The 14,890-nt window shown below is 73.1% G+C and carries 17 protein-coding genes; 9 read left to right on the top strand and 8 right to left on the bottom strand.

The annotated features are described in order from the left end of the window. The first annotated feature begins 28 nt into the window (after positions 1-28). On the top strand, positions 29-481 hold the full coding sequence (locus JX575_RS05145; protein ID WP_186341406.1) for a MarR family winged helix-turn-helix transcriptional regulator: 453 nt from the start codon (positions 29-31) through the stop codon (positions 479-481). Continuing rightward, on the top strand, positions 478-861 hold the full coding sequence (locus tag JX575_RS05140) for a hypothetical protein (RefSeq protein ID WP_186341405.1): 384 nt from the start codon (positions 478-480) through the stop codon (positions 859-861). Before JX575_RS05145 ends, JX575_RS05140 begins: the two co-directional genes overlap by 4 nt. A 3-nt stretch (positions 862-864) precedes the next feature. Here JX575_RS05140 and JX575_RS05135 read toward each other — a convergent pair whose 3' ends face one another. From JX575_RS05135 to JX575_RS05120, 4 genes are all read right to left on the bottom strand, one after another. Beyond that, positions 865-1,182, bottom strand: coding sequence for a winged helix-turn-helix domain-containing protein (locus JX575_RS05135; RefSeq protein ID WP_186341404.1), 318 nt, complete (start codon positions 1,180-1,182; stop codon positions 865-867). Between the two features lie 81 nt (positions 1,183-1,263). Further along, the gene (locus JX575_RS05130) at positions 1,264-2,328 is read right to left on the bottom strand and encodes an adenylate/guanylate cyclase domain-containing protein (RefSeq protein ID WP_186341403.1); all 1,065 of its coding nucleotides are present in this window, start codon (positions 2,326-2,328) and stop codon (positions 1,264-1,266) included. Beyond that, on the bottom strand, positions 2,318-2,821 hold the full coding sequence (locus JX575_RS05125) for a PH domain-containing protein (RefSeq protein ID WP_186341402.1): 504 nt from the start codon (positions 2,819-2,821) through the stop codon (positions 2,318-2,320). Before JX575_RS05125 ends, JX575_RS05130 begins: the two co-directional genes overlap by 11 nt. Positions 2,822-2,836: 15 nt before the next feature. Beyond that, on the bottom strand, positions 2,837-3,634 hold the full coding sequence (locus JX575_RS05120) for a biotin--[acetyl-CoA-carboxylase] ligase (protein ID WP_186341401.1): 798 nt from the start codon (positions 3,632-3,634) through the stop codon (positions 2,837-2,839). A gap of 97 nt (positions 3,635-3,731) precedes the next feature. Between JX575_RS05120 and JX575_RS05115 the strand changes: the two genes are divergently transcribed. The 6 genes from JX575_RS05115 to JX575_RS05090 are packed head-to-tail and all read left to right on the top strand — an operon-like array spanning position 3,732 to position 9,088. Further along, positions 3,732-5,369: an acyl-CoA carboxylase subunit beta gene (locus JX575_RS05115; protein WP_186341400.1), complete on the top strand. Its 1,638-nt coding sequence runs from the start codon at positions 3,732-3,734 to the stop codon at positions 5,367-5,369. Continuing rightward, on the top strand, positions 5,369-5,629 hold the full coding sequence (locus tag JX575_RS05110; RefSeq protein ID WP_206054521.1) for an acyl-CoA carboxylase subunit epsilon: 261 nt from the start codon (positions 5,369-5,371) through the stop codon (positions 5,627-5,629). Before JX575_RS05115 ends, JX575_RS05110 begins: the two co-directional genes overlap by 1 nt. A gap of 32 nt (positions 5,630-5,661) precedes the next feature. After that, complete coding sequence (locus tag JX575_RS05105; protein WP_186341399.1) at positions 5,662-7,350, top strand: DUF885 domain-containing protein; 1,689 nt, start codon at positions 5,662-5,664, stop codon at positions 7,348-7,350. Further along, the gene (locus tag JX575_RS05100; RefSeq protein ID WP_186341398.1) at positions 7,347-7,976 is read left to right on the top strand and encodes a nucleoside triphosphate pyrophosphatase; all 630 of its coding nucleotides are present in this window, start codon (positions 7,347-7,349) and stop codon (positions 7,974-7,976) included. The genes JX575_RS05105 and JX575_RS05100 overlap by 4 nt, the downstream gene beginning before the upstream one ends. Before the next feature lie 18 nt (positions 7,977-7,994). Next, complete coding sequence (locus JX575_RS05095; protein WP_241005341.1) at positions 7,995-8,630, top strand: CDP-alcohol phosphatidyltransferase family protein; 636 nt, start codon at positions 7,995-7,997, stop codon at positions 8,628-8,630. Continuing rightward, entirely contained in the window at positions 8,630-9,088 is a 459-nt protein-coding gene (locus JX575_RS05090) for a VTT domain-containing protein (protein WP_186341397.1), read from the top strand. The genes JX575_RS05095 and JX575_RS05090 overlap by 1 nt, the downstream gene beginning before the upstream one ends. 14 nt (positions 9,089-9,102) lie before the next feature. Here JX575_RS05090 and JX575_RS05085 read toward each other — a convergent pair whose 3' ends face one another. The 4 genes from JX575_RS05085 to JX575_RS05070 form a co-directional block, all read right to left on the bottom strand. Continuing rightward, positions 9,103-10,320 carry an ABC transporter permease gene (locus tag JX575_RS05085; protein ID WP_186341396.1) on the bottom strand — a complete coding sequence of 406 codons (1,218 nt, stop codon included), beginning with the start codon at positions 10,318-10,320 and terminating at the stop codon, positions 9,103-9,105. Then, positions 10,317-11,198 carry an ATP-binding cassette domain-containing protein gene (locus tag JX575_RS05080; protein WP_186341395.1) on the bottom strand — a complete coding sequence of 294 codons (882 nt, stop codon included), beginning with the start codon at positions 11,196-11,198 and terminating at the stop codon, positions 10,317-10,319. The genes JX575_RS05085 and JX575_RS05080 overlap by 4 nt, the downstream gene beginning before the upstream one ends. A 114-nt stretch (positions 11,199-11,312) precedes the next feature. Continuing rightward, on the bottom strand, positions 11,313-12,011 hold the full coding sequence (locus tag JX575_RS05075) for a response regulator transcription factor (RefSeq protein WP_277395313.1): 699 nt from the start codon (positions 12,009-12,011) through the stop codon (positions 11,313-11,315). Continuing rightward, complete coding sequence (locus JX575_RS05070) at positions 12,008-13,360, bottom strand: sensor histidine kinase (protein WP_186341394.1); 1,353 nt, start codon at positions 13,358-13,360, stop codon at positions 12,008-12,010. The genes JX575_RS05075 and JX575_RS05070 overlap by 4 nt, the downstream gene beginning before the upstream one ends. Positions 13,361-13,514: 154 nt before the next feature. Between JX575_RS05070 and JX575_RS05065 the strand changes: the two genes are divergently transcribed. Further along, on the top strand, positions 13,515-14,870 hold the full coding sequence (locus tag JX575_RS05065) for an HNH endonuclease signature motif containing protein (RefSeq protein ID WP_186341393.1): 1,356 nt from the start codon (positions 13,515-13,517) through the stop codon (positions 14,868-14,870). Positions 14,871-14,890: the final 20 nt, after the last annotated feature.

Below are 14,890 nucleotides of genomic sequence, written 5' to 3'. Positions count from 1 at the left end.
GACGCGCCAGGTTGTTAAGTGCTTCACAATGACCGATCCCGAGCCCCTCTCCCGACGCTTCGCCCTCGCGCTCCACCGGGCCACCGCCCTCGTCGACCGCGTGGCCGACGCCCACCTCCGTCCTGCCCACGGCATCGGGGTGTCCGAGCTGGCCGCCCTGGCGAGCATCGACGCCCTCGAGCCCGCGCGCCAGAGCGCCCTCGCGGCCGCGCTCGACGTCTCGCGGTCCGCCGTGACCCAGCGGCTGGCGTCGCTGACGCGGGACGGGCTGGTCGTCGTCGTCGCGGACCCGGGCGACCGCCGGGCCAACTCCGTCGCCCTCACCCCGTCCGGACGCGCGCTGCTCACGGCGGCGTGGGAGTCGCTCGCGCGGCACGACGACGGGTTGGAGGACGGGGTCGACGTCGCGGGGCTCATCGCCGCGCTCGACCGCGTCGCCGCCAACGCCGAGCGCCACCTGGCCGGCACCGGCCGACGATGAGCACGCCCGACCTGGTCGCGGTCCTCCTCGCCACCCTCGTGCTGGCGGGGATCGGCGCCGTCCAGGTGCTGGCGGCGGCCGGACGGCCCTGCGGCCGACTCGTCTGGGGCGGGCGGCATGAGGTACTCCCGAGGGGCCTGCGCGTCGGGAGCGCGCTGTCGGTCCCGCTCTACGCCGCCGCGGTGGGCGCGCTGCTCGTGCGGGCCGGCGCGTGGGGGCGCTCGGGCACGGAGGCCGAGGTGGTGGCGTGGGCGCTGGTCGGCTACTTCGCGATCGGCATCGTGCTCAACGCGATCTCGCGCAGCCGGCCCGAGCGGCTGACGATGACCCCTGCGTGCGTGGTGCTCACGGCGTGCTGCCTCGTCGTGGCGAGCGGCTGACGATCAGCCGGCCACGGCGCTGGAGGCCGGCTCGAAGCGCAGGCCGCGGCCGCGGTGGGTCGTGATCAGCGTGGGACTGCGCGGGTCGTCGCCGAGCTTGCGGCGCAGCCAGCCCAGGTGCACGTCGATGGTCTTGGAGCTGGTGTAGAACGTCGTCTGCCACACCTCGGCCATCAGCTCGCCGCGGGTGACGATGTCGCCCGGTCGCGCCATCAGGGCGTGCAGGAGCTGGAACTCCTTGCGCGAGAGCCTGATCTCGCGCTCACCACGCCACACGCGTCGCGAGAGGGGGTCGAGTCGCACGTCCTGCACAGCCAACACGGCCAGAAACGTAGGGATGACCGCGCGCCGGCGTGACCCTTATGGGTGGAATCGGGCGAGTGGTCTGGTCCACGCGACGCGTCAGCGGCGGCGTACGGCGACCGGCTCGACGAGGCCGAAGCCGCGCACCGGACGGGCCGGCAGCCGGCGGTGCTCCCACTCCTCGTGGGGCAGCCGGTCGGCGGTGCTCTGGTCCACGATGAGCCGGTTGCGGCGGGCGACCTGGGTGAGCCGGGCCGCCATGTTGACCGGGGGTCCGAAGATGTCGCCCAGCCGCTGGACCACGGGGCCGCTGGCCAGGCCGAGGCGGACGTCGGGCATCTTCGGGTCGCGCCCGATCACGTTGATGATCCCCTCCGCCACCCCGACCGCCTCCTCGGCGGTGTTGGTGACGAAGAGGACGGAGTCGCCGAGGCTCTTGATGATCCGGCCGCCGAAGCGGGCGACGACGTCCTGGCACCGGCTCTCGAAGACCTCGACGAGGTCGCCGAGCTCGTCGCGGTCGAGGGTGTTGGACAGCGCGGTGAAGGCGACCAGGTCGGCGAACCCGACGCTCACCTCGATGGTGTGCAGGTCCTCGTCCTTGGCGCCCATCGCCTCGATCCGGCCGACCGCGGCGGCCAGGTGGCGACGCCACGCGTAGACCAGGAGCCGCTCGAACGGCGGGTTGACCTCGTCGATGAGCCGCATCGCCGAGCCGACGCGCGAGCCGGTGGCCTCGTCGCCGGCCTCCATCTCCTCGACCCGGCTGACGAGCGTGGAGACCTCCCAGTCGGCGAGGCGCGCCATCGTCTGGCCGACGCCGCGGGTGAGGTTGACGGCCACGTCGAAGTCGACCGCGCCGGAGTCGACGAAGCCCATGAGGGTCGACACCGCCTCGATGTCGGCGGCCGTGTAGGCCTTCTCCCCCGTGAACTCGGGGAAGCCGAGCGCGCGCCACAGCCGCCGCGCCTGCTCGACCGTCACGCCGGTGTGCTCGGCGACCTCGACAGCGTTGAACGCCGGGTCGCTGCGCAGGATCGCCTGGTCGAGCTGCTCGCCGGCAGGCCCCGGGTCGGGGCCGGGGTCGAGGCCGGGGGCGTGGACCGGGTCGGGGCCGGTGTCAGGGTCGGGCCGGCCGCCTCGACGCCTGCGCTCAGGCGCCATCGTCGCGGCGGTCGCCACCCGAGAGGCGGTGGAGCTCGTCGGAGACCTGCAGCTGCACCTTCTCCACCTCGGGGATGTCGTGGAGCCGGGCGCTGCCGTCGGTGCTCGCGTCGGTGACGACCAGCGTGCCGCAGCCGAAGAGGCGGTCGATCACACCGATCTCGAAGTCGACACCGCTGATGCGGTTGAGCGGGATCGTGCGACCGGAGGTGGCGATGAACCCGGTGCGCGTGATGAAGCGGCGGTCGGTGAAGGTGTAGGTGGTGGTCAGCCAGCGCAGCAGCGGCCCGACGACGAACCACACCACCACCGCGGCGAGCAGCGCCCACACCACCAGGCTCGCGACCCGCGGGTCGATGAGCCGGTCGAGGAAGACGGCGGCCGCCAGCGCGAGCAGCACGGCGAGGCCGGGGAGGATCAGCGCCTTGACGTGGGTGCGGGTGGAGACGACGACGCGCTCACCGGGGTTGAGGAGCTTGCTCGGGAACGGCACGCGCCGATCATGTCACTAGGCGGGACGCACGTGCACCACGTCGCCCGCGGCCACGACGAACGTCCCGTCGTCGGTGCCGACCACGAGCGCGCCGCTCGCGTCGATGTCGAGCGCCTCGCCACGACGTACGTCGCCGCCGGGCAGGTGCACGTCGACCGTCCTGCCGAGCGTCACGCACACGTCGGCGTACGCCGCGCGCAGCGAGTCGACGTCCTCGAGCAGCCCCTGCAGGCCGTGCAGCGAGCCGAGCACCTGGCTGAGCAGGCCGGTGCGCTCGACCGGCTCGCCCGTCTCGAGGCTGATCGAGGTCGCCAGCGCGACCGGCAGCTCGTCGAGGGTCTGGTCGACGTTGATGCCGACCCCGACCACCGCCACCGGGCCGTGGGCGGTCGCCACGCGCTCGACGAGGATGCCGCACACCTTGCGTCCGCTGCCCGAGGCGCCGTCGACGAGCACGTCGTTGGGCCACTTCAGGGCGATGTCGGGCAGCCGGTCGGCGAGCGCGGCCTGCACGGCGTACCCGGTGAGGAGCGGCAGCCAGGACCACGAGGACGGCGGGAGGTCGGGGCGCAGCAGCACCGAGAACGTCAGCGAGGCGCGCGCCGGCGTCTCCCACACGCGGTCGAGGCGACCGCGTCCGGCGGTCTGGTGCTCGGTGACCAGCACCAGGCCCGGCTCCTCGCCCGCGCGGGCCCGCTCGGCGACGGCGGCGTTGGTCGACGGGACCGCCTCGACGACCTCGACGCGCCACCCCGCCGGGGCCACCAGCCGGTCGAGGTCGAGGGGTGGGCGCGGTGCGGGCTCGGGCGTCATGGGGTCTAGATTGCCCCACGGGCGGAGCGCGCAGCACCGGTCCCCAGACCGTCTCGCACCGTCTCGCAGCAGACACGACCCCACAGGAGGCCACCGCGTGAGCGCACAGCCGGGTGAAGGCACCGACGTCCCCCCGCAGTCGGAGATCGACGTCCACACGACCGCGGGCAAGCTCGCCGACCTCGAGCGGCGCCTCGACGAGGCGGTGCACGCCGGCTCGGCCAAGGCGATCGAGAAGCAGCACGCCAAGGGCCGCCGGACCGCCCGCGAGCGCATCGAGATGCTCTTCGACGAGGGCACCTTCGTCGAGCTCGACGAGCTCGCGCGGCACCGCTCGACGGCGTTCGGGCTGGAGAAGACCCGGCCGTACGGCGACGGCGTGGTGACCGGCTACGGCGAGGTCAACGGCCGGATGGTCTGCGTGTTCAGCCAGGACTTCACCGTCTTCGGTGGGTCGCTGGGCGAGGTCTACGGCGAGAAGATCACCAAGGTGATGGACCTCGCGATCAAGACCGGCTGCCCCATCGTCGGGATCAACGAGGGCGCCGGCGCCCGGATCCAGGAGGGCGTGGTCTCCCTCGGCCTCTACGGCGAGATCTTCCGCCGCAACGTGCACGCCTCCGGCGTCATCCCCCAGATCAGCCTGATCATGGGCAACTGCGCCGGCGGGCACGTCTACTCCCCGGCCGTCACCGACTTCACCGTCATGGTCGACCAGACCTCGGCGATGTTCATCACCGGCCCCGACGTCATCAAGACCGTCACCGGCGAGGACGTCTCGATGGAGGACCTCGGCGGCGCGCGCACCCACAACACCAAGTCGGGCAACGCCCACTACATGGCCTCCGACGAGGAGGACGCCATCGAGTACGTCAAGGCGATGCTGTCCTACCTCCCGCAGAACAACCTCGACCCCGCTCCGGTGCACGACCCCGAGTCGGGCGAGGCGCCCCAGATGGAGGTCACCGACCTCGACCGGGCGCTGGACACGATCATCCCCGACTCGCCCAACCAGCCCTACGACATGCACGACGTGATCACCGCCGTGCTCGACGACGAGGAGTTCCTCGAGGTCCAGGAGCTGTTCGCTCCCAACATCCTCGTCGGCTTCGGCCGCGTCGAGGGCCACACCGTGGGCGTCGTGGCCAACCAGCCGATGCAGTTCGCCGGCACCCTCGACATCGACGCCTCCGAGAAGGCCGCCCGGTTCGTCCGGTTCTGCGACGCGTTCAACCTCCCGGTGCTCACCTTCGTCGACGTGCCCGGCTTCCTGCCCGGCACCGACCAGGAGTGGAACGGCATCATCCGCCGCGGCGCCAAGCTGATCTACGCCTACGCCGAGGCCACCGTCCCGCTGATCACCGTCATCACCCGCAAGGCCTACGGCGGCGCCTACGACGTGATGGGCTCCAAGCACCTCGGCGCCGACATCAACGTCGCCTGGCCCACCGCCCAGATCGCCGTCATGGGCGCCCAGGGCGCGGCCAACATCCTGCACCGCAAGACCCTCCAGGCCGTCGCCGACGAGGGCGGCGACGTCGAGGCCCGCCGCGCCGAGCTGGTCGACGAGTACGAGACCACGCTCGCCAACCCCTACATCGCGGCCGAGCGCGGCTACATCGACGCCGTCATCGCGCCGCACGAGACCCGGGTCGAGATCATCCGGTCGCTGCGGCTGCTCCGGTCCAAGCGGGAGGCCCTCCCGGCCAAGAAGCACGGGAACATCCCCCTCTGATGGGAGACCTGACGGGAGACCTGATGGCCGCCGGGAGCCAGCCCGACCCCGCCGCACGGACGCCGCTGCTGCGGATCGTCAACCCCGACGCGACGCCCGAGGAGGTCGCCGCCCTGGTGGCCGTGCTGTCAACGCTGGGCCCCGGCGCCGGCGCGGCCCCGGCGCCGCCCCGGCCGTCGTGGACCGACCCCGCCCGGGGCGTACGCGGTGTGCACCGCCACGGCCCCGGGTCCTGGCGCTCGAGCGGGCTGCCCGGCTGACCCCCGGGCCACGGCCCGGCTAGGGTCGCGCCGTGAGCCCACGCACCGTCGACGCCCTCTGCAACGCCTACGTCGAGGACTACTGCGCCCTCGACCCGCTGACCGCCACCTCGATCGGGGTGGCCGGGCACGAGCACGAGCTGACCGACTACTCCCCCGCGGGCTTCGACGCCCGCCTCGAGCTGGCTCGCCGGGCCGTCGCCGCGGTCGAGGCGGCGACCCCGGTCGACGACCGCGAGGCCGCGGCGCGCGACTCGTTCCTCGAGCGCACCCGGCTGGAGATCGAGCTGGAGGAGGCGGGCGTCAACCGCGCGCGCATGTCGGTCCTGTGGAGCCCCCTGCACGAGATCCGCGGGGTGTTCGACCTGATGCCGACCGAGGGCGAGGAGGCCGTCGCGGCGATCGCCTCGCGCCTCGCCGGCGTGCCGGCCGCCCTGGAGGGCCTGCGGGTGACGCTCTCCGACGAGGCGCGCCGCGGTCACGTCGTCGCGGCCCGGCAGTACGCCGAGGTGGCCGAGCAGGTGCGGCGCTGGACCGGGCAGACCGGCGAGGCGGGCGACTTCTACCTCAACCTCGTCGAGCGCCTCGACGGCGGCGACGCGACCCACCTGCGTGCGCTCGCCGGCGCCGCGAGCGCCGCCACCGCGGCGTTCGGGCTCTTCCTGACCGACGAGCTCGAGCCCCAGGGTCGCGAGCGGCAGGGCGTGGGCCGCGAGGTCTACGCGCTGGCCAGCCGCTACTTCCTCGGCGCCGAGGTCGACCTCGACGAGACCTACGCCTGGGGCTGGAGCGAGCTCCGGCGGCTCTCCGACCTGATGGACGCCACCGCCGAGCGGATCCTGCCCGGCGCCGACGTCGACGCCGCGGTGGCCCACCTCGACGGCGACCCGGACCGCGTCGTCCACGGCCGCGAGGCGTTCCGCGACTGGATGCAGGACCTCGCCGACCGCACGATCGCCGAGATGGCCGACGTGCACTTCGACATCCCGCCCCCGATCCGGCGCATCGAGTGCATGCTGGCCCCCACCAACGACGGCGGCATCTACTACACCGGCCCCTCGGAGGACTTCGAGCGCCCCGGCCGCATGTGGTGGTCGGTGCCCGACGGCATCGAGGACTTCCACCCCTGGCGGGAGGTCACCACCGTCTTCCACGAGGGCGTCCCCGGGCACCACCTCCAGGTCGCCCAGACCGCCTACCGCAGCGACACCCTCAACCGCTGGCAGCGCCTCATGTGCTGGTGCAGCGGGCACGGCGAGGGCTGGGCGCTGTACGCCGAGCGGCTGATGGAGGAGCTCGGCTTCCTCGACGACCCCGCCGACCTGCTCGGGATGCTCGACGGGCAGTCGATGCGCGCCGCGCGCGTCATCGTCGACATCGGCATGCACCTCGAGCTGACGATCCCCGAGGACAACCGGCTCGGGCCCGGTGGCACGCCGTTCCACCCGGGCGAGACCTGGACGCCGGAGCTGGGCCTGGAGTTCATGCGGCTGCACTGCCGGATGGACGACGAGGTCATCCAGTTCGAGGTCAAGCGCTATCTCGGCCTCCCCGGCCAGGCGCCGTCCTACAAGGTGGGCGAGCGGATCTGGCTCGACGCCCGCGCCGAGGTGCGCCGGCGCCAGGGCGACGCGTTCGACCTCCGCGCCTTCCACCGGGCGGCGCTCGACCTGGGCTCGCTCGGCCTCGACCCGCTCCGCGCGGCGCTGGGTCGGCTGTGACCGCCCGGGTCCCCCTCGTCCTCGCCTCCGCCTCGCCCGCCCGCCTGGCGACGCTGCGCGCCGCCGGGATCGAGCCGACGGTCGTCGTGAGCGGGGTCGACGAGACGCAGCTGACCGGGCTGGCGCCGGCCGAGCTCGCGCTCCGACTCGCCGAGCTCAAGTGCGCCGTCGTGGCCGCGCGTGACGACCTGCCTCCCGGCGCGCTCGTCCTCGGGTGCGACTCGGTGCTCGAGCTGCAGGTGCCGCCGGGCACGCCCGGACACGGCGAGGCGCTCGGCAAGCCCCGCGACGCCGCCGAGGCACGGGAGCGCTGGCGCTCGATGCGCGGGCGCACCGCGGTGCTGCACAGCGGCCACAGCCTGCGCGACGTGACGACCGGGCGGGCGGTCGCGGCGACCGGTTCGACCCTCGTGCACTTCGCGGACGTCGGCGACGCGGAGGTCGACGCCTACGTCGCGACCGGCGAGCCGCTGCACGTGGCCGGCGCGTTCACCATCGACGGGATCGGGGGCGCGTTCGTCCGCGGGATCGAGGGTGACCACCACAACGTGGTGGGCGTCAGCCTGCCCCTCCTGCGCGACCTCGTGCTCGAGCTGGGGCACGCGTGGCCCGACCTGTGGACGTGAGCCGATAGCATCTCGCACGTGGGCAGCGGGGCGGACGGCGTGGCAGCGCCGCTGGTCGACCCCGAGGGCGTCTACGGCGTACGGGACGAGCGGCTGCTCACCGGCGCCACGGTCATCACCGGCGTGCGCACCGTGGCCTCCGTCGTCCTCGCGGCCATGGCCGCCCACCAGCAGAGCCTGACGCTGCTGGTCGTCGCGTTGGTCGTCTATTGGGTGGGCGACATGCTCGACGGCTTCTACGCCCGGGTCCGCGACTGCGAGACCCGCATCGGCGCGGTGCTCGACATCATGTGCGACCGCTTCAACGCCGCGGCGTTCTACATCGGGCTCGCGTGGCTGCAGCCCGACCTGTCGCCGGCGATCTTCGTCTACCTGGCCGAGTTCATGGTGATCGACTGCTTCCTGTCGATCGCGTTCCTGGCCTGGCCGATCCGCAGTCCCAACTACTTCTTCGTCGTCGACCGGTGGATCTGGCTGTGGAACTGGTCCAAGCCCGCCAAGGCCGTCAACAGCGCGCTGTTCGCCGTGCTGCTGCTGGTCACCGGCTGGATGTGGGTCGGGCTGGCCATCGCCACCGCGCTGCTGGTGCTCAAGTGCGTGTCCCTGCACCGGCTGACCCGGATCGGCCTGCCGGTGCCCGGGGCGACTCGCTGATGCTGTTCTGGAGCGTCCTTGGCGCCTCGATGGCGTCCGCCCTGGTGCCGCTCATCAACATCGAGGCGATCCTCGTGGTCGCGGTGAGCCGGTCCCCCGGCAGCGCCTGGGGGCTGCTTCTCGCGGCCACGATCGGGCAGATGCTCGGCAAGATCCTCTGGTACTGGGGCGGCATGCACCTCGACCGGGCCCCCTGGGTGCACAAGCACCTCGAGAAGCCGAAGGTCCGCGCCTCGCTCGACAAGTGGCACGAGCGGGCGGAGGGCCGTCCGTGGTTCACGGCCGGGCTGCTCTTCGTGTCCGCGAGCACCGGCATCCCGCCGTACGCGGTCACCGCGGTGCTCGCCGGCACCCTGCGCGTGCCGTTCTGGATCTTCATGGTGACCGGCCTGCTGGGGCGCGGCCTGCGGTTCTGGGCCGTGGTGGCGGGGACCTCGTCGGTGGTCGACCTCTTCTGAGGTCCCCGCCCGGCTCACTCGGCAGTGGCCCAGGCCTGGCGGAGGCTGACGCGTCCGCCGGTCTGCAGCAGGGCGCGGCGGTAGAGGCGCTCGCCGATCCAGACGGTGACCGCGGCGAAGGCGGCGAGCAGGCCCAGCGCCAGCAGCGGCTCCCACCACTCGACCCCGCCGGCCAGGATCCGCTTGGGCATCACGACGGCCGACACGGGCGGCACGAACGACGCGATCACCTGTCCCCGCCCGTCGAGGGAGACGCCGCCGAAGAACATCACCAGCATCAGCATCGTCAGTGGCGTCGAGGTGGACTGCAGGTCCTCCGTGCGCGACGCGAGTGACCCCGCGACCGCCCAGAGGCAGGCGAGCGCCACGAAGCCGGCGAAGAAGAACGCGATGAACCACGCGGTCGGGCCCGACAGCGCCGGGACGTAGGACTTGTAGGGCGTGAACGACAGCCCCACCAGGCCGACCGCGAGGTAGACGAGCAGCTGGATCATCGCCAGCGCCGTGTTGCCGAGCACCTTGCCGGCCAGCAGGTGGCGCAGCGGGATCGCGGCGGCGATGATCTCGACGATGCGGCTCTGCTTCTCCTCGATCACCGACGACGCGAGCTGCATGCCGAAGATCAGCGCGGCGAAGTAGAAGAGGAAGACGAACACGAAACCGACCGCCTCGGCGACACCCGCCTTCTCGGCGTCACCGCGCAGGAACTCGGTCGACACGGTGCTGCCGGCCTGGAGCGCGTCGACAGTGGTGCCCGCGCTGGCGGCGTTGTCGGCCAGCACCTGCTCGGCCACGATCACGCGCGTGACGTCGGTGAGCGCGTCCTGCTCGCTGGACTCCGAGGTGAGCTGCCAGCCGCCGTCGACCGGATGCAGCCACGCGTCGGCCTCGTCGGCGCGGAGCACCGCCTCGGCGGCGTCGGCGTCGTCGACCTCGAGGAGGGTGACCTCCACCCGGTCGTCCACCGCGGGAGCACCCTCGGCGATGGCGCTCGCCATCGCGACGGCGTCCGGGGTGGCGGCGAGGGTGACCTGGTCGGTGCGCTCGGCCTGCCAGGCGGTGAAGCCGATGTAGCCGGCGATCAGCACGACCATGAACGCGGTGCCGAGCAGGAACGACTTGTCGGTGATCCGCGAGACGACCTCGCGGCGGGTGACCAGCAGCCAGGGCGGCTCGCCGGTCGACCCTCGTGCGTCGCGGTTGTCGTCTCGGGTGTCGTCGTGGGTGCTCATGCGGTGGCCTCCCGGTAGATCTCGCTCAGGGCCGGGCGGACCCGGACGAACTCGTGGACGTGGCCGCGGCCGGTCGCCTCGGCGACGAGGTGCTGCTCGGCGCCGTCCTGGTGGACCTCGACGAGCGCGGTCGCGCCGTCGATGTCGAGCACCTCCAGACCCGGCAGGCCGCGGACCCAACCGGCGTCGCCGCCGAGGACGAGGCGGAAGCGCGGCACCCCCGCGTCGCGCAGCTCCGCGACCGTCCCGGCGGCGACCCGGCGTCCGTGGGACAGCACGACCAGGCGGTCGCACAGTCGCTCGACGAGGTCGAGCTGGTGGCTGGAGAACAGGACCGGCACCCCGTCGCGGGTGTACTCGCGCAGCAGGTCGACCATCGAGTCGACCGCCAGGGGGTCCAGGCCCGAGAACGGCTCGTCGAGCACGAGCGCGGCCGGCCTGGGCAGCACCGAGGCGATGATCTGCACCCGCTGCTGGTTGCCCAGCGACAGCTTCTCCAGGTGGTCCTTGGTCCGCTCGCCCAGCCCGAACCGCTCCAGCAGCTCGGCCACCTCGGCGCGGGCCGCGGTGCGGTCCATGCCCTTGAGCTGGGCGATGTAGACGAGCTGGTCGAGGATCGGCTGCTTGGGATAGAGGCCGCGTTCCTCGGGCATGTAGCCGATGCGGCGGCGGTCCAGCCGGGTGATCGGCCGGCCGTGCCACAGCACCTCGCCCTCGTCGATGCCGAGCACGCCCATGATCATCCGCATGGTCGTGGTCTTGCCCGCGCCGTTGCCGCCGACGAAGCCGGTCATCTGCCCGGCCGGCACCTCGAACGACACGTGGTCGACGGCGGTGTTGTCACCGAACCGTCTGGTCAGCTCCCTGATCTCCAGCATGGCGACGACGCTAGTGGTGCGCGACCCGCCTGTGATCCGTCGCCGGAGGGAGCTCTGGGGTGGAGGTGCGGTGGAGGTCGGGGGGATGTGGGATGGAGGTGCGACCCGCCTGGCTCAGTCCTCCGCCGGGAGGATGAGGCCGGCCTCGTAGGCGTAGATGACCGCCTGCACGCGGTCGCGCAGGTGCAGCTTGGCGAGCAGGTTGGACACGTGGGTCTTGACCGTCGCCTCGCCGAGCACCAGCGTCGCCGCGACCTCGCCGTTCGACAGTCCCCGGCCCAGCAGCGTCAGCACCTCCCGCTCACGGGCCGTCAGCAGGGCGAGCTCCTTGGGCTCGGCCCGGGTCGCGGGGCTCGACCCGCCTGCCGACGTCTCGCCGCGGGCGCCGCCGGCCATCTCGGCGATCACCCGCCGCGTCACCTCCGGCGCGAGCAGCGCGTGCCCGCGCCCGGCCGCGCGTACGGCGTCGAGCAGCTGCTCCGGGCCGGCGTTCTTCAGCAGGAAGCCACTCGCCCCGGCCCGGAGGGCGTCGAAGAGGTAGTCGTCGCGGTCGAAGGTCGTGACGATGACGACGTGCCCGAGGTCGTCGGCGACGAGGTGGCGGGTCGCCTCGATGCCGTCCATCCGCGGCATCTGGACGTCCATCAGCACCACGTCGGGCCGCGTGGCGCGGGCCCGCTCGATCGCCTCGATGCCGTCGGCCGCCTCTCCCACGACCTCGATGTCGTCCTCGACCGACAGCACCATGGCGAAGCCCGAACGCACCATCGCATGGTCGTCGACGAGCAGGACGGTGAGCGGTCGGTCGGTCACGACGCCGCCAGGGGGTAGCGCACGCGCACGCGGTAGCCGCCGGTCACGCGGGGGCCGATGTCGACCTTGCCGTTGTGCGTGGCCGCGCGCTCCCGGATGCCGAGCTGGCCGAGGCCGCTGCCCGAGGTGCCGTGCCGCGGTCGCCCGTTGTCGACGACCTCGACCTCCGCGTACGCCGCCGCCTCGTCGACCCGGACCACCACCGAGACCGCGTCGGCGGTGCTGTGACGACGCACGTTGGTCAGTGCCTCCTGGACGGTGCGGTAGATCGCCAGCCCGATCCCGCGCGGCAACCGGCTGGCGGCGGACGACTGCTCCTCCACGACGTCGAGGCGCACCGCGAGGCCCTGCCGGGAGGTCTGCGCGACCAGCTCGGGCAGGTCGTCCACGCCCGCCTCCGGCGTACGCGCTCCGGTGCCGCCGTCCGCGGCGTCGGGCCCACCCTCGGCTCCGCCGTCGACGGAGCCCGCGCGCAGCGTGCCGAGCAGGCGCCTCATCTGGGTGAGCGCATCGCGAGAGGCCTCCTCCACGCGCGAGAGCGCGGTGCGCGCCGCGTCGGGATCGCGGTCGAGGACCCGCCGCGCGGCCCCGGCCTGGATGCCCATCGCGGACACTCCGTGGGCGACCACGTCGTGCAGCTCGCGGGCGATGCGCAGCCGCTCGTCGACGACGGCCTGCTCGCGCAGCCGACCCTCCTGGGCAGCGATCGTGGCGGCCTGCTCCTGGAGGCGCAGGCGCTGGCGCGCCGCCCGCCAGGCCACCCCACCGCCGACGATGGCGCCACCGAAGTAGATCACGTTGACCAGGAGGGTCATGGCCACCGTAGCCGGGATCGGCGCGAACGCCCCGACGCGCTCGGCATCCTCGAACTCGTCCACCATCTCCTGCGCGGCCGATCCCACGGCGAACTGCCAGGTGATCCACGCGAACATGAACAGCAGGATCGTGCCGATGACGACCACCATGGCCCGCCGGTCGCGGGCGTAGGCGACACCGGACAGCAGCGCCACGAAGTAGACGATCTGCAGCGAGAGCTGCCCCATCACCTGAGGCATCGTCACTCCGGCGACGAACATGTGCAGCGCCGCGAGGCTCGCGACGACGAGCGGCCACCGGCGGCGACCGAGCAGCAGCGCCGCTCCCGTGGACACGGCGAGCCACTGCGCCCAGACCGGCCCGTCGGTGTGCTCGAAGCCGCCGGCACTGCGCACGAGCTCGAGTGCGAGCAGGCTGACCGCCTCGACACTCGCGGCGAGCACGAGGTCCTGGCGACCGATCGGCGGCCTCGGCCGCTCCCACTCGTCGTCGACGCCCAACCACGTGAGGACGCGCTGACTCGTGCTCGACATGGGGCGAGGGTAGATCGCGAGACGGGTGACCGGATCCGCCGGGAGGAGGAGAAGCAAGCCGCCGATCATCCACAGGCGGACGCGACGGGCGGCTCTCCACAGCCGGTCGCCACGAGCGGAGCGGACTGTCCGGAGCGGCTGCTTCGGTGGCGCCATGACCACCAGCCCGCCCCAGCACGCCTCCCCCGGCGCCTCCCCCGTCGTCGAGGTCGCCGACGTCGCGGCGATGTGCGGGCGGCTGCGTGCCTCGGTGGCGACCGCGCCGCAGCTCGACGCGGCCGCGCTGGTCGACCTGCTCGGCGAGCTGGAGACGCTCGGTCGGGTGGTGGGCGCGGTCCAGGCAGAGCTCACCGGTCGACTCGACGAGCTGCTCACGCAGGATCAGGCCGCCGCCGGCGCGAGGCCCGAGGAGCTCGGCGCCGGTGTGGGCAACGTCGTCGCGGCCGCGCGGCGCGAGTCGCCCCACCGCGGCCGACGGCACGTGAGCCTGGCCCGCGTCGTCCCGACGGAGCTGCCGCACACGTGGGCGGCGTGGCTCGAGGGGCGCATCGACGAGTGGACGACCACCATCATCGCCCGCGAGACCGCCTGTCTGCCGCTCGAGCACCGGCTCGCCGTCGACGAGATCGTCGCCGGCGACTCCGACGCCCTCGAGCAGCTGAGCCCACGTCGGCTGCTCGCGCGGCTACGCGTGGAGTCCGAACGACTCGACCCCGCGGCGTGCGTGGCCCGCCGACGGCACGCGGAGTCCGAGCGCCGGGTGACCCTGCGTCCCGCGCCCGACTCAATGACCTGGCTCACCGCCCTCCTCCCGGTGAAGGACGGCGTGGCCGTCTACACCGCTCTGACCGGCGAGGCCGACCGCGCCCGGGCGCGGGGCGAGGAGCGCGGGCGCGGCCAGGTCATGGCAGACCTGCTGGTCGCCACCGTGCTCGGGGACGCCACGGCCGGCCCGGTCAGCGTCCCGGTCACCCCGGTCGCCCTGGGGGTCGTGATGAGCGATCACGCCCTCTTCGGCGGGGCCGACGACGAGGCGCACCTCGAGGGCTTCGGCCCGATCCCCGCCGAGCTGGCGCGCGAGATCGTCTGCGGCGCCCTCACCGCCGAGGAGGAGGTGAGCATCCGCCGTCTCTACGCCTCGCCGACGACCGGCGAGCTCGTCACGATGGACGCCCGCACGCGCACGTTCCGCGGCAGCCTCGCCCGCTTCGTCCGACTGCGCGACCGCACCTGCCGCAGCCCGTGGTGCGACGCACCGGTGCGCCACATCGACCACGTCGAGCCCCGGGCCGCCGGTGGCGCGACGTCCGCGCACAACGCCCAAGGGCTGTGCGAGGCCTGCAACTACGCGAAGAAGGCCCACCGCTGGCGGGCCAGGCCCGGGCCGGACGGGAGCGTGACCACGACCCTCCCCACCGGCCGCACCTTCACCACCAGGCCGCCGCCGATCGCCACGATCCGGCGCGGGCCAGTCCCACCGATCCACATCGAGTACGTCTCCACCGGTTGAGCCGCCAGTGGGCGCGGGCC

Source organism: Nocardioides sp. zg-1228, from assembly GCF_017086465.1.
In the GTDB taxonomy this organism is placed as follows: Bacteria; Actinomycetota; Actinomycetes; order Propionibacteriales; family Nocardioidaceae; genus Nocardioides.
The sequence above is the reverse complement of the archived record's forward strand: the minus strand, read 5'-3'. Positions and strand labels throughout refer to the sequence as shown.

Excerpts from the sequence above, each read along its gene's own strand:
- JX575_RS05145 (WP_186341406.1), top strand. The coding sequence starts at position 29 with ATGACCGATCCCGAGCCCCTCTCCCGACGCTTCGCCCTCGCGCTCCAC.
- JX575_RS05140 (WP_186341405.1), top strand. The coding sequence starts at position 478 with ATGAGCACGCCCGACCTGGTCGCGGTCCTCCTCGCCACCCTCGTGCTG.
- JX575_RS05130 (WP_186341403.1), bottom strand. The coding sequence starts at position 2,328 with ATGGCGCCTGAGCGCAGGCGTCGAGGCGGCCGGCCCGACCCTGACACC.
- JX575_RS05120 (WP_186341401.1), bottom strand. The coding sequence starts at position 3,634 with ATGACGCCCGAGCCCGCACCGCGCCCACCCCTCGACCTCGACCGGCTG.
- JX575_RS05110 (WP_206054521.1), top strand. The coding sequence starts at position 5,369 with ATGGGAGACCTGACGGGAGACCTGATGGCCGCCGGGAGCCAGCCCGAC.
- JX575_RS05090 (WP_186341397.1), top strand. The coding sequence starts at position 8,630 with ATGCTGTTCTGGAGCGTCCTTGGCGCCTCGATGGCGTCCGCCCTGGTG.
- JX575_RS05085 (WP_186341396.1), bottom strand. The coding sequence starts at position 10,320 with ATGAGCACCCACGACGACACCCGAGACGACAACCGCGACGCACGAGGG.
- JX575_RS05080 (WP_186341395.1), bottom strand. The coding sequence starts at position 11,198 with ATGCTGGAGATCAGGGAGCTGACCAGACGGTTCGGTGACAACACCGCC.
- JX575_RS05070 (WP_186341394.1), bottom strand. The coding sequence starts at position 13,360 with ATGTCGAGCACGAGTCAGCGCGTCCTCACGTGGTTGGGCGTCGACGAC.
- JX575_RS05065 (WP_186341393.1), top strand. The coding sequence starts at position 13,515 with ATGACCACCAGCCCGCCCCAGCACGCCTCCCCCGGCGCCTCCCCCGTC.